At 65.3% G+C, this 13,907-nt stretch carries 12 protein-coding genes; 2 read left to right on the forward strand and 10 right to left on the reverse strand.

The genetic code is table 11. The features are described from left to right. The 4 genes from FK256_RS14475 to FK256_RS13770 form a co-directional block, all read right to left on the reverse strand. Window positions 1-677, reverse strand: a 677-nt coding sequence (locus tag FK256_RS14475; RefSeq protein WP_141425139.1) for an Ig-like domain-containing protein, incomplete at its 3' end; no start/stop codon positions are given. A gap of 197 nt (window positions 678-874) precedes the next feature. Next, complete coding sequence (locus FK256_RS13760; RefSeq protein WP_141425140.1) at window positions 875-3,508, reverse strand: hypothetical protein; 2,634 nt, start codon at window positions 3,506-3,508, stop codon at window positions 875-877. A gap of 129 nt (window positions 3,509-3,637) precedes the next feature. After that, window positions 3,638-4,024, reverse strand: a complete 387-nt coding sequence (locus FK256_RS13765; RefSeq protein WP_141425141.1) for a hypothetical protein — start codon at window positions 4,022-4,024, stop codon at window positions 3,638-3,640. A gap of 343 nt (window positions 4,025-4,367) precedes the next feature. After that, window positions 4,368-7,583 (reverse strand): hypothetical protein, encoded by a 3,216-nt coding sequence (locus FK256_RS13770; protein ID WP_141425142.1) that lies wholly within the window; start codon window positions 7,581-7,583, stop codon window positions 4,368-4,370. Window positions 7,584-7,912: 329 nt separating this feature from the next. Here FK256_RS13770 and FK256_RS13775 point away from each other — a divergent pair, with 329 nt between their 5' ends. Further along, entirely contained in the window at window positions 7,913-9,298 is a 1,386-nt protein-coding gene (locus FK256_RS13775) for a hypothetical protein (protein ID WP_141425143.1), read from the forward strand. Window positions 9,299-9,417: 119 nt separating this feature from the next. Here FK256_RS13775 and FK256_RS13780 read toward each other — a convergent pair whose 3' ends face one another. The 3 genes from FK256_RS13780 to FK256_RS13790 all read right to left on the reverse strand — a co-directional run bounded on the left by FK256_RS13780 (window position 9,418) and on the right by FK256_RS13790 (window position 11,183). Further along, window positions 9,418-9,663, reverse strand: a complete 246-nt coding sequence (locus FK256_RS13780) for a hypothetical protein (protein WP_141425144.1) — start codon at window positions 9,661-9,663, stop codon at window positions 9,418-9,420. Then, window positions 9,660-10,238, reverse strand: coding sequence for a ParA family protein (locus tag FK256_RS13785; RefSeq protein ID WP_009234708.1), 579 nt, complete (start codon window positions 10,236-10,238; stop codon window positions 9,660-9,662). Before FK256_RS13785 ends, FK256_RS13780 begins: the two co-directional genes overlap by 4 nt. Window positions 10,239-10,694: 456 nt before the next feature. Beyond that, a complete protein-coding gene (locus tag FK256_RS13790; protein WP_141425145.1) occupies window positions 10,695-11,183 on the reverse strand; it encodes a hypothetical protein in 489 nt (162 codons plus the stop codon). 346 nt (window positions 11,184-11,529) lie between these two features. Between FK256_RS13790 and FK256_RS13795 the strand changes: the two genes are divergently transcribed. After that, complete coding sequence (locus FK256_RS13795) at window positions 11,530-12,069, forward strand: hypothetical protein (protein WP_021604969.1); 540 nt, start codon at window positions 11,530-11,532, stop codon at window positions 12,067-12,069. 371 nt (window positions 12,070-12,440) lie between these two features. Here FK256_RS13795 and FK256_RS13800 read toward each other — a convergent pair whose 3' ends face one another. From FK256_RS13800 to FK256_RS13810, 3 genes are read right to left on the reverse strand one after another with little or no spacing between them, the layout of a single operon-like run. Further along, entirely contained in the window at window positions 12,441-12,668 is a 228-nt protein-coding gene (locus FK256_RS13800) for a hypothetical protein (protein ID WP_141425146.1), read from the reverse strand. Between the two features lie 45 nt (window positions 12,669-12,713). Then, a complete protein-coding gene (locus FK256_RS13805; RefSeq protein ID WP_141425147.1) occupies window positions 12,714-12,956 on the reverse strand; it encodes a hypothetical protein in 243 nt (80 codons plus the stop codon). 28 nt (window positions 12,957-12,984) lie between these two features. Further along, complete coding sequence (locus tag FK256_RS13810) at window positions 12,985-13,629, reverse strand: hypothetical protein (protein ID WP_141425148.1); 645 nt, start codon at window positions 13,627-13,629, stop codon at window positions 12,985-12,987. Between the last annotated feature and the right edge of the window lie 278 nt (window positions 13,630-13,907).

Here is a 13,907-nt window from a genome sequence, read left to right on the forward strand (position 1 = left end):
GGACGATCAGGCTGCTCAGGCTCGATTTGTTCCTTGGGCTTGACAGTTACCTTGATTCTGGCTTCGCTCGTGGTCCCATCGGGGTTCGTCACCCTGTAGGGAGTGCTCACGTCGCCAACGAAGTCCTTGGCCGGGGTGAAGGTGATCTTGCCGTTATCAACGCTCCAGGTTCCCTGATCGACGGTGGTCGGACCGACGATGCTGACTTGAACGTCCTTGTTGTCGCCAGCGATGTCGATCGTGGCCTTCGACCCCTGCTGGATCTCTGCGGTCTTGTCCTCAGCGACGATGCGCTTGTCCTCTTGGTCCCTCTCGCGCTCATCGCCAGGAGCGGGATCGTCCTGGTCCCCATCTCGCCCCTCATCCGGGGCGGGAGCGGGGTTCTCCTGGTCTTCGGCGCCGCGTTCCGCTGCTCGGTCATCGGGAGTGCCCGGTTCGTCCTCACCGACATCCCGATTCTCCCGGCGGTCCTCCTGGGCGCCGCCCTGTGGCCTCCCGGGCGTTTCGGCGTCCCGATCGGCGTCCTTCGGGGAGTCCTCCTCGGGATCTTCTTTCCTGTGCTTGGGACCGCGGGGCCCTTGCCCCTCGTCCTTCTTGTCCTTGTCCGGAGTGTTGTCCGCCGGCGTGGCGACAGGACGTTCTGCTTCGGGAGCGGGCGCCTCCTCCGCGTAGGCCATGGAGGGAAGTGCTGTGGCCGCAACGGCAACTGCGGTAAAGGCGACTGCACTTCCTTTACGCCTAATCGATGAGGACTTCATGCTGGGTCAGCTCCTGGGGAGGGTCGGGTCGGGGTTTACTGTTTCGCAATCTAGCAGCCATGGGGATATCCGCTGCTTCTGCAGAACGTGGAACTCGTCAATCCTGGCGCGATGGTCTAGTGCTTGAGCGCGTAGACGGCCCATCCGCTGTCGGAGGTGTCGACGGCATAAGACAGGGCGTCACTTCCTCCCCAGGGGATGGCAGGGGAGTTCGACGCGATGGACAAGGGATTGCCCGAGACCGCGGCCATGGTGGTGTAGACCCATGCCTCTCCGTTCTCCACATGGCCGTACAGATAAGCGCGGTCATAGGTGATGGGAGGGAACTGGGCCTTTGAGATCGTCGATTTCTCCGTGTTGATGACGAGGGTGCTCAGCGCCCAGATACCGGTACCGGCGAACTCGTTGAGCCCTTCACCGGACATCGCGGAGGCGTCGACGGAGTCGATGGATGCCTTGGTCTCCTTGCCAGCGATATCGAATACGGTCACGCTCCTGTTCGACCATCCCAGGAGCACCTGGCTGGTGGTCAGGGTGCGAATGAGTGTCAACGACGCGTCCTTGGGGCCGCTCACGAGCCCCTCGCTGAGCGGCCCCGATCGTGAGACGAGTTTCCAGTGCCCGGCTCCATCGAGCATGAGCAGACCCTTGTCATCGGCTGTGGTGGCGACATATCCGCTGGGGACGTCGACGGTGTAGGACCCCTGGGCATCAACGCCCGCGGCCTGGGCACTGGGCAGAGTCATCAGGGGAGAGCCTCCGACCCAAGTCACGGTGGAACCGGCGAGGACGTCCACGCTCGTGGGGCTCCCCAGGGACAGCCCGGTGAGGGGAACACACAGGATCTTGTCCTGGCAGTCGACCCATACCGCAGGGTTGCCAGACCAGGTTCCCAGGATCAGTGCCTGCGCATTGCCCGGAACATCAATGCTGGAGGCGGTTGTCCCGTCCTCCCCGATCGCCGCCATCTTGGAGTCGGGAGTCAGTACCAGGGCACCGGAACTGACGGCGAGGGGCGAAGTGGATTCCTTGATCCTCTGAGTCCAAACGGCTTTCTCGGAGAGGGGTTCGGGAGAGGTCTTCGCCGGCAGGGAGACGGATCCGCCTTTGGGGCGAGGTCCTTGGGTAGCTTGGTCGGTGGTGCTGGAGGCCGACGGCGTGGGGGATGCGGAGAGACGCCTCTGGAGAGCCCTGGCCGCCACGGCCGCAACAACGAGCCCTGCGGCGGCTCCTCCCGTGTACAGGACTGCGCGACGAGAGATCCGCAATTTTCTGCTACTACTCTCCGGTTTCCCCTGCCCTGAGACGCTGGGCAGGATGTCTCCTTCACGCTCCTGTCCCATAGGTAGGGGGCCGGGGACGGTTGGGAATACCGGTCCCGACGAAACGGTGGCCTGCGGGATCGTCTGGGCGGCGGGATCTCCTGAGCCCCACCCGGCCCCTGCGCCAGTAGAGGGGTGGAGCTGGTTGCCGTCTGCTTGAAGCGGCGGGATCTCCTGAGCCCCACCCGGCCCCTGCGCCTGGACCGGGTTGTTGTCCCACTGGGCGGCGGGAACGGGTTGGGGCCAGTAGCCCTGCGGGGTCGACGGGGGGCGGTCCTGAGGCGTTTCCTGACGGGTCTCGGGAGGAGGGAAGGGATTCCCACCCAAACCTTGCGAAGGGGGATGTGCGAACGGTTGCGCCGGAACCTGAGCAGGTGATGGGCCATTCACCCCGTAGGCGGGGGCCTGCGCCCCTACCCCATCCTGACCCGACACAGAACGCACCGACACAGGAGCCGTCGGAACCGCATCCTCACTGCCACCCCCGGCCTCAGGACCCGAAACAGCACTATCACTCCCCCACGGCACCACCGGCTCCCGCCCATCCGGAGCAGGGACGGCCGGAGCAGACTGAGCCGAAGGCGCCGACCAAACAGACTGAGCAGATTGAGCAGACTGAGCAGACTGAGAGGACTGGAAACGAGCAGGAGACCGGGGATCCTCCGACACCGGGACGGACCAGGCACCGGCACCGCCACTCCCACCTGCAGGAGCCACCGGCACGGGCACAGTGGACGACTCATCCTGGGACGCCGACCACCCACCCCACGACCCACCGGGGCTGTCATCCACCACAGACGAGGAAGCAGGAGATGCCGACGCGGGGTCTGATCGGCTGTCGCTCCAGACGGATTCCTGCGCCGGGAGCGGCGAGACGGCCGCTGGGGCGATGGGTTCACCGGGACGATCCGGGAGCTCCTCGGCGCTGACGGGTTCTTCCTGGTGCGAGGGAGCCGATGGGACCACCGATGGAGTTCCGCTGCTTCGAGGACCTAGAGTCTCGTTGAGGCCCAGTCGTTCGTAGTCGACATCGGAGATGAGCTCGGCGGCCACGGATTCCGGAACGGAGCGGTAGTTACGCTCCCCGTCCGGATCGCGCAGGCTGGCGTTGAACTGGGCGCGCACGACGAACCAGTAGGTTCCGGTGGGGTCGACCGCGCGCAGGGGGACCAGGTCGCCGTCCTCGTAGATCCGACCTGCGTAGGCCATGGCGGCGATCATTCCGGCCATCGCAGGGTTCAGAACAATCTGGTCGCCGTCGGAGCGGTCCCTGTTGTAGACGGTGTTGACCTGCTCGACGGAGGTGACGGCGTCCTCGTCGATGCGGATCGACAGGTCGTTCTGGACGCGCATGTCGATGACGTCGAAATCGGTGAAGGCGTTGGTGACGGCTTCGTCGTCAAGGGGAACTGAGTCGACGGCGTTCACGTCCTGAGCCTTTCCTTTCCTCTGGCGCCCTTACTGACAACCGAACTCCGGCGCGCATGTCACCGGAGACGATCGGTCATGGGCAAGGAGTCTACTAGGGCGGTGGATACATAGGATCGGCTTGCTGTTTCAGTGCTGCCTATGAGGGCTGCCGGGCACGTGGGAATCCGGCTGGTCGCGCCGCACCCAGGCGTGGACCGCACCGACGCACCCGGCCGCCATGAGGGTCGCTCCGGCCGAGACGACCGCCCACGATGAGAGAACCAGGGAGCCGATGACGCAGAGCGCAGATCCTGCGGCTGCGATCACGCATGAGCGCTGGATTGCACCACTAGGGGCCTCCAAACGCGATTGCCACCAGGTGGAAGCCACCAGCAGGACGCACAGGAGCAGACAGGCGAGCGTTCTCAGAGGGCTGGCCCAGGTGTTCCGGCTGAGAGCGCAGACAGCGATGATCGCGTAGGCAAAGTCCAGCAGGAGGCTGGCGGCATAGGGGAGGAATCGTGCAGCGCTCACTCAGGGCTTCTCCGATCCGGCTTCGTACCGTTGGGCGCGCCCCAGGGTAGACGCAGGTGGGGCGCTCGCAACAGCCCGGACAGGACAAACCGATCGCGGGCCCGGCCGGGCGCTCAGCCCGACTGGGCCCGTGGTGGACCCTGGTGGCGAGGGTCGTCGTCCCCTCGCGGATGCGGGGGTCCGGGCGCCGCGTCCTCGCGTCCGCCCATCGGGTTCCCGGGGTGCGGGGCGGGACGCCTTCCACGACAACGGCCCGGAGATACTGGGACACCGGAGGTGGCCCATGGGCGCGAGGCTACCGGGCCCTGCCCCTGAATCACCTGAATGATCCTGGAGGAAGACCTTAGAAGCGTTCAAGCAGGGAATCATCCCTGCAAGGGCGTCCCGCGGCCATCTGGAGCCGGATCCCCTTCCTGGCCGCGTGGGAGGCAACAACAACGTCGCGGTCCTGCAGACCAGGGAGGCGCAAACCGCCCGCCTCCCTCAGCGCTGCCGACGGCGATTGAGAGGTGGAGTCGTCCCCTATGCGCTCGTAGACGGCGACGGCCGCAAGGTGACTCCCGCGGGGGTGGGGCAGGTGGAGGGTGAGGTTCTTGGTGTTGAGGACCCAAGTCCTCCTGTCCTCGGCCGAGCGCTGCTCGGCGTCCAAGGATGCGAGAACCTTCTGCGCCTGGGCGGTGAGGGGGTGGGCTGTCGGGTTGACCGCGGCGGCGGCCGCAAGGCGTCTCCAGGTAGGGTCGCTGCGATAGATGCGAATGGCCTGTTCGACGGGGACGGCGGCGACGACCAGGGGCAGGGGCGCGTCGGTGATGGGGTGGGTCCGGGAGGGGGCCTTGACGGTGATGACGCGGATGCTGTGCTCTCGGGCGAGGCTGCGCACATGCCGCAGCACGTCTTTGTGCGCATGAGCCGGCAGACGTCCTTCGCTCTCGGCCGGGGATGCCAGGGAGATGACGGCGGCGTCCTGGCTCAGGGCGGTCGTGACGATACGGGAGGCGAGCTCGCGCGCCCACGCTGCGCGTAGTCGATCGCGGCGGGCGGCGATGGCGGCTCCGAGTCCGTCGGGGGCGCGGCGCACGGCGCGGTGGCTGCGAGGAGTGGGGGCGGTAGCGGCAGCATGCATGAGCTCCAGGTGCTCATCGAGCTCGGCGGCGCGCTCGAGGGACAGTCCCTGCCCACCTCCGGGAAGGAGGGAGCGTCCTTTGGCGGCGATGGCCTGATTGACGGCGGCACGGCGCCGCCCCCAGACGGATGAGGGTTTGGAGGCACGTTCATCGTCGGACAGGGGCCATTGGCTGTCCAGGGTCTGCAGAAGGGTTCGGGCCCGGCCCTGATCGGTGGTGGAGATGAAGTCGACAAGGGTTCTCTGCGCCGTCAGGGCGGCCCGCAGGGTCCGGGTGGACCATGCCACCAGGGAGGTGCGTCGGGAACCAGTTCGAGGAGGTCCGGGGGTTAGCAGACCGGTCAGTACGTCCCGTATCCCCAGAGCGGCCTGGTCATGGTCCTCGGTGGCCCGGTCCCCCTGGGGATCGCCGAGACGGATGGTGCCCTCGTGGACTGGGTGGGCGAACTCAACCGGTCCGCATCCGGCAGCGGAGATTCGACGAGCTGGTCGGGGTACTCCCCCTCCGGGATCCTTGGGCAAGACGTCGATACCTTCAGACGCACGCACCCCAGGAAGAGTGTGCCATGTCGTCCATGTCGCATCCTTGCGGGTACTCAGTGCGACCCCCATGACCGTGATGTCCTCCCCATCTGCCGGTCCGGTGGCGGGGGAAGGAGGCCGGCCGATGAGCAGGCGCATCCTCCAGGAGGTGCGCTGTCCTCGGTTCTCAGGGGCGATGGTGAACGCCGCGGCCCTGAGGCTGGTTGTCGGGATGGTCTCCACGGCCCCACTCTCGGCCTCTATGAGGCTGGTGGTGTCTACCTGAGGCGAGGCTCCGCCGGTGCGCGGTTCCTTCCTGAGGGACAGGTCGAGAGCGCGGGTGATACGGCGAGATGACCATCCTAGGGCGATAGTGGTATAGCCGGTTCGGCTGTCATCGTCGGTCACGGTCATGGTCACGGTCCCGTCGGGGCGCACCCGGCCGCGCCACCGGCCACGGGAGTAGGTAGGGGTTACCGGATTGGAAACCGGATCTGGGCGCTCGAAGACGGGGATCCCCAACCCGGCCAGGTGGGTGCGGGCGGCGTGGACGCCTAGTGCTAGCCCCAGGCCGGTTCCCCCATCGGACTCCCACAGGCGGGAATGGTCGATGAGCCAGCATTCCAGCCAGTTGCGGGTGCTTCCCCGCCCGGTCGAGCGGGGAGCGGTGCACTCGTGGGAACCGTTTTCGAGGAGGTCGGCTACAAGGGCCGCCAGCTCCTGTCGACGTTGATGGGACAGGACGGGCCCATAGGGGGTGATCTCACAGCCGCCGTCCGCGGCCGCAGCGTCCAGAGCGGCCAGGATTGCGCTATCAGCGGCAGCCTCGGCTCTGCTCAGCTCCGACGCTGCCCGCGCCCATTGGCGGGAGCGGGCGTGCAGGCGCTGACGGTGCGAGGCCAGCCCCTGAGCAGCATTGATGAGCACGTCCGTGTAGGGGCCGGAGGAGTAGGGCATGGAGGTGGCGGCGCAGACGGCCCGGCCGATTCGGGTCCCCGCCACCAGGGCGCCGTCGTTCGCGGCCCTGACCTCGGCGGCGCGCTTGTTCCAGGTCGTGGACCACTGCCGGGTCTTGGTCGTCAGCGCCCTGCGCAGGGAGCAGCCCCCTTCGCGCCCCGCCTCGTCCAGGGATGTATCGGACGTCCCGGATCGCAACAGCAGGACGGGGGCGGGTGCACGTCCCGACAGCCCCTGGGAGAGCCACAGCTCGAGGGCCTTTCCCGTTGACAATCCGGGTTCCGGATCGGGAAGGAGTCGCCCGGCCAGGTCCCCCAGAGTGGTCAGACCGGTGTCCTCCAGGGCCTCCAGGAGGGCTCCCGCCCGATGAGCGACGGCGACGGGGTCGGTCTTATCCCCCTGTCCCATGCCGCGCGACATGACGTTGGCGCAGGGGATGCTCAGCGCCCCCGAGGGCGCCCGCGAAGGAAGCCCTGTCAGACGCTCGTCGAGCTTCTCCCAGCCCACGGTCTCCCCCGACGAGAGATCATCGGGCAGGTAACTGACCCATACTGCGCCGTCGGTCAGGACGGGAGAACGGGTAACGACTTGGTCGGACACGAATCTGGAGATCTCGTCCTCATCGAGCCCCAGATGACGCAGGTTGGTCGAGACGATCTCCTCAGCCTGACGGCTGCCCCCGGGCAGGCACGCCGACAGCGGCGGGTTGATCTCGACACCGACCCAGGAAGCGGTGATCAGAGACGCCAGCCGGGGTGCGTCCTCCCCCACCGCTGTCCTCCATGCACCGATCCATTCGGGGCCGGACGCGCGATGAGCCACGGCACGGGTCAGCAGTGGAACGCAGGCAGCCGCGCCGCGGCTGACGGTGCGCACCTGGCGCTCGAGACGGCGCTCAGCGTCCCGAGGATGGACGATCGCTGTGTAGGTGCGTGTGAGCACGTCCGGGGAGGACATAGGGATGGGCTCGATTCTGATGGTGGTAGGACCGGTACCCGAACCCCTGGTCATACTCTGGGCGCACAGGAACAGGCTCCGTAATTCCGGCGTTATCTCAGGAGGCTATCTGCGCGTTCCACCCCGAGCAACACATAATCGGTCTGCACGAATGGGGTGGACTACCCGAGGTACCCGGGTACCTGGGGAATTTTTACCGGAGCTCGATTCGCAGAGAGGTCGACTTCTGTAGGCCCTCCCCTGCTCCCCCCGGTCATACCGCCTGCCCGTTCCGCCTCTAGGCTGGCGCCGGCACGACACAGCGGATCAGGGGAGGGAGACGGCAGCAGATGTCTCGTGCAGCAGGCAGCGGCACCACTACCACCGTCCGCATCAACCTCACCGCCCGGGGAGTCACCCTCAACGGCCGAGCGGTCACCGGCCCCACAGAGGATGCCTTCGCCGCCGCGCTGTCCCTCGTCTCCGCGCAGGCGGCGAACCTTCCCAAGGGGGGATTCCTGCCCGTGAGCGTCACCGACGAGCGCGCAGACGGCTATGAGAGCACCCGTACCAATGTCCTTGCGGGAAACACCCTCACCCCGTCTCTCTTCACGCGGCGCTCCGGAAACGTCCCGGCTTTGCCCCCCAGCATCATGCCCAGATCCCGGCCAGCACACGCCGTTTCGCCCGCGAGTATCCCGCCTTCCATCGCTCCCACGGCATCGCCGCAGAGGCGGGTTCCGAATCCTGGTCATCCTCCCAGAGAGCCTTCCGCTCCCCCCGCCGAGGATGTTCCGATTTTCCGGAGCGACAAGGTGCCATCGGCCACCGAGAAGGTGCCTCATAAAGAGACCGATCCCACTTTGAGCGCAGAGGATCTGTTCGGCACGACCACCGCGGGCCGCCGGACCCGCAGAAGACACAGAAGCAGGGCCAAGGGGCACCGGACCCCGCACGCCGGCTCCCTGGGAGACCTCTTCACCTTCTCCCCTCCATCATCACCGGCTCCCGATGCGGTAGAGGCGGCCGAGGCGTTCTATGCCGATACCTCCCAGGAGGAGAAGAGCAAGGTTCGAGAGCCCGGGAACCTTCCCGAGGACCTGCTGCCCAAACGTAGGAGAAGACCCGGAACCCTTCAGGAGCGCCTGCAGGGAACCGGGGAGCCGCTGGCACTAGACAACCGCTCCCTCATGCTCGCCTCCCGTCCGACCTCCCTCGCCCTGGCCCCCACCACGGATCTGCCGGTGACCCAGCTGAGCGAGGACGAGCGTATCCGGACCGGAGCGTCACAGGATCTTCTGCGCTATATCCCCCGCACTCCGTCCTTCCACGCCACCATTCCCGAGCGCACCCGGCATGAGAAGGGGACGAAACGGGTTTTCTCATTCACCTCTTCCAGAGCCCGACGTCCCTGGACCCCCAGGCGCATTCTGACCTGGGCCGCGGGCGCGGTAGCAGCAGCCTCGGTCGCGACCCTGATGATCTGGCCCTATGTCGTCACCCAGGAGTACAAGGACCTGTGCGTCGACACCCGCACTGGTCACCGAGCCGAGCAGAAGCAGTGCGAGACCGCCACGGGTTACTACGAGCATCGTTACATCAAGGCCAGTAAGGGCGACTCCCCGCCCGACGTCGGTAAACCGGTCGAGGGATCGACTACCTGGCCCGCAGGTAAAGTCCGGATGACCACCACCGACGGCGACGTCGTCACCAAGCCGGGTAAGGAATCCAAGTGAACTCGGCGCGCAGCGAAAGCATTTTCGTATGGTGGGGCCGTAGTGTCATGACACTACGGCCCCACCATACGAAAATATGCAAATATCGTGATGCGTAGCAGCGAGGAAGTGGGCCCGCGCTACTCTTCCCGGTCGAGTCTCATCTGCAGTCCCTCGACGATCAGGAGGTTGAGGGATATTCCGCTGTCGATCGAGTAGTAGCGGGCCCGCTTATGCAAGTCCAGGGGCAGGCGCACGGAAGTCTGCAGGGTCTCCCCCTCCACCACCCCGGGACGCTTGAAGGTCTCCGACACGGGCCGGGCCGCCTCGCGACGCGGTCTCATGGCCCCGGCCAGAGAGTCGTCCTTCTTCTTCCCACCAGTCATCTCATGACCTCCTCGATCTCCTTGAGAAGCTCGTCGTACCTGAACAGTTCCCTGGGCGCAGTCCCGAAAGCCGCACGCACCCCCTGGCGACGCGGGATCACCGTCGAGAACAGAGGCTCCCCCTCCGCGGCCAGGACGTCGACGACGGCAGTATGGGCGCGAGTCCTCGGCTCAGCACTCGTCAGTAGGACGGCCCGGTGACGGTGCGCGGAAGCCTCCAGCGTCGGCCACACCCGTTGGATATCCAGCCCGGAGGCGAGCGTGGGGATCACCACCAAGTCCGCGACATCGATCGCGGCCTGCACCACCGCGGGATCACCGGGAGGGGTGTCGATAATGATCATGTCGGCATCGGGCACCCTGCCACTGCTCTCCACACGTCTGAGCTGGGCGACGTTAGCGGCGCGAACCTCGAACGGAAGCGGCTCGCCCGCGTCCTCGGAAGTCATCGCCCACAAAGTGGCCGATCCCTGGGGGTCGGCGTCCCAGACTTCGACATCATGACCGGCTCGGTGCGCGGCCATAGCCAGCATCATCGACGTCGTCGTCTTACCGACGCCACCCTTGGTATTCACAACCGAGATCCTCACAACGTCATAGTACCACGAATCTCTTACATAACAGCACCACCGCGTCACGGAACCGTATAGGCGCACCATCCGGATCCCTGAGCAAACATCAGCAGGCAGTAAAATTATGACATCACAGTATTATGATATTTTGGTATAGAGATATATAAATATTGTGCTTTACTGACTTTTAAGTATTATGAAATCTTCTGCGGGATTCCGAGTCGCATCGCGAAGGAGAAGAGACGAAGAAAAACAAACCTCTCTGACAGCGACTTGGCGGTTCTGGGAGGCCGCCCTGACGCGAGGTCGTCATCGCACTCGTCATGGTCATCAGGGATCTGATCGAGTTGACCCGGCTATACATCATGAGCTGACTGACAGCGGGGGAGGGGCTGGTTCCAAGCGAGTCCACCTCCTCTGCTGCTCACCCAGAAAAGCGGATGCAACGACTCGATGATGCTACGGAGTCGAAGTCTCATGGGATGGAGCTGTTATGATGTCATGAAGTGATTCAGTCAGGAACTCCCTGGCAGCGCTCTCGGCGGCCAGGGTGGCCTCGAGCTCGGCGGCGAGCTCATCGACGGCCTTTTGGGCAGCAGGCCGACGTCGGGAGTCGGCAACGTCAAGCAACGCACGCCGGGCTTTGAGACGCCCCGCCAGAAGGCGCGAGCGAGGGATTGAGTCGATTCGGCGCCGCTCGGCTTCGGCCTGAGCGATGGCCCGCTCCCGCCTGAGCATTACCCGTTTATGCTCGGCCGCCCGTTTCTGGCGGGCTGAGGGCAGCACGGTCCCGTGATCGATCCAAGCGTCCAGGCGGTACTTGAGCCAGTACTCGGCCCGACGCACTTCCCGCAGGTCGTAGGTCCATGAACGACCGTCGGGCCGTTGGTCAATGGCTTCCTGCAGATCGGCGACGGTCCACCCAGCTGCGACGAAGGGGCGTATCACGTGGGCTACCCATCGATCAGTCGTGCTTCGAAGGGTAGGAACGTCTTCGGCAAGTAGACGTGCGGAAGCAACTACTGCTTCGTCCTTGCTTTTCGTGACGGCACGTTTCCACCATGGGCGCCATCGATTGGCTGGAAGCCATTGATCTGGCCGCACCGCGGCCAGGCGATGGGTTTCAGTGCCGCGTAGCGGCTCGAAGTTGTTGATGGAACCTTTCGCGTGTGCGCGCGGGGATCTATTTCTACCCATACATGGGGAGGGGGGCAGTTTTCCTCCACACGCTGCAAGGGAGCGGATCTCCTCGGCCTCGGACAGAGGGATAAGCAGAACCCTGACCGCCGCGTCATTGGAGACCACCACGGTCCCATCGGGCCTGGTGGAGGCATTGGTGGAAGCCGGGGCCCACACCCCCGATCTTCCCGGCGCCACCTCGGCCAAGAGTCCTCGGGACTCGGCCCACCGCCGATACGACTTCATCGTCGTCGACGAGCGCCGCCCCGTGGCGCGCAGCACGTCAGATGTGGTGTACCTCGTCGTCATCGAGGAAATATCGACGTGCGATGCAACCTCGCGGGCCCACAGCAGCACCGAGCGACGCCGGGAGTCGTACCACGACTCCCGATCCACGGCCCGCTCCACCGCCATCAGCCACTCCCTCTGCGAGGAGGCGACCCCGCACCCCTCGGGAACCGCAGCGGCCACCACCAGGGTGCTGGTCTCGGCCCGGCGGCTCACGCGTCGACGACGCGGCGCGCCCGTACCGGTCCGCGACACAGCCGTAACTGAACGGGGAGTGCAACCAGAGACAACCTCTGCTACCATGGGATCAGACCACCTTGAGCTTCTTGATGGTTTGACCACATCGATCTTGATGCGAGCATCTTGATCTTGTTGAGAGCACCGTGATCCTGGTCCGATCTTCTTGTTCTCTCGGTCCTTCTTGACGGCAGTTCATTGTTGGCACCCTTCCTTTCATTGCCAGTGCCTCTGGTTTTGAGGGAAAAACTTTCATATGCCCCATAGGTTTCACCTCATAGACCTCCTTTTGTTTACGAGCCCCGTTGCCTTCGTGGTCCTCGTTCTCGTGGTGGTTCTCATGTTCGTGGTCCTCTTGGTCCTCGTTCTCGTGGTGGCCCCTGTGTGGCTGGAGAGTTGGTTGCGAGTCGCGTTGCTTGCTAGGCGTTGGGCGGCTCGAAGGCTTGAATGTGGCCCGGTCCCCGGCAGGGACCGGGCCACATCGCTTTATCTATTTAGTTATCAAGCGGCATGGATCGCCGTCGGGAACGGTTCTGGCAGATCAGCGCGATCCCACCAGCTGGGCACTCCCTGTCTGTCGACCATGCACATATCGCGGCGCAGGAGCTCCTCGATATAGCGTGTACGGGATACGCCGATCGTCTTTCTCACCTGATCCAGACGCGCTGAAAGATCTGGGCCCAGGTTCACGTACAACGGTGCACGGGATGAGATGGACTGAATTGACATGGCCCCACCATACATGACTGTTGTCTGCTTTGCGAGACAACACTCCTAGTTCTTCCCCAGAGGGAGGGCCTGCTGCCGGGGAGCGGTGTCCCACCACGTGGGAACGCCCTGCTCATCGACCTCCGACATGCTCTGCGTCAGAAGCTCTGAGATATAACGCGTGCGGGTGACGCCCCCCACCATCGCCCGGGCTCGATCTAGGTGCTCGATGAGAGCGGGATCGATATTCGCGTGGAGGATGGCGCCGTCTCGCGGCCTGATGCTCTGCTTGCTGCTCTGGCGTGACACCGCTTCACAGTAGCGCAGAACCGCTGCTCTATCGCGGAGGATCATCGCGCCCCTCCCGCGGGAGCCCACCCTCGACGATGGTCTGCCAGCGGGCGTTGTGCCCGTGGGACATGATGACGCTCTGGTGGTGGGGGAGCGTGGCAATGGTGTCCAGGACGGCCTGGGCGATCGTCGAGCGCCTGCCCCAGCGGGCCGCCGCGGCCTCGGCAGCCATGGGGGCGTCGCCCCAGCTCCTGAGGCCGGAGCGCAGGGTCGTGGCAAGCGTGTAGATGGCCGCGGCTATCTCCCAATCCGGATGACTCCATCCCTCCGGGGCTGGGTGGGCGCTGATCATGGACCGGTCGGGCTCCGGCAGGGGGTCAAGGTGGGGGAGATACCCGGAGTGGGTAAGCAGGGACGCCGTCATGGGCATGTCGTTGCGCCACGCGCGACGGGCGGCGACGGCGTGGGGGGAGGCCGGGTAGGCGACAGGCTGGTCAGCGGCCCACTCGCCCAACCAGACGGCGTCGGTCAGGGCCTGGCAAGCCGGGGTGGGCAGGCGGGTGATGTCGGCGAGAATGAGAGCCTGCATGGCCTGTTCCCTGGCCGAGCGGACAAGCTCGGAGGAGAGGTCCTCAAAAAGATCCGGGGTACTGGGGGGCATCTCCGGAATGGGCAGGGCGAATTTACTCATGGTGTTGTGCAGGAGTGGATGGCCGGAAGGGGTGGGGCCCCGGCCGTGCCGGAACCCCACCCCCGGGTGCGGGCGAAGGCGCGCGCACGGAATGTAAGTGCCTCTACCCTAGCGGGCGCACCAGGACGAAGCGGACCGCCGACTCGGCACTGCTCCACCTACATGAAATCTCGATACCATAGGTCTGTCAGTTCACGGTGTTGTGGTATCAGATGCGGAGGTCGTCATGGAGTCTGACGGGCGGGTGGATCCTGTCGTGGTGTCTGGTGGGTTGGGTG

Source organism: Actinomyces johnsonii, from assembly GCF_006546835.1.
In the GTDB taxonomy this organism is placed as follows: domain Bacteria; phylum Actinomycetota; class Actinomycetes; order Actinomycetales; family Actinomycetaceae; genus Actinomyces; species Actinomyces johnsonii.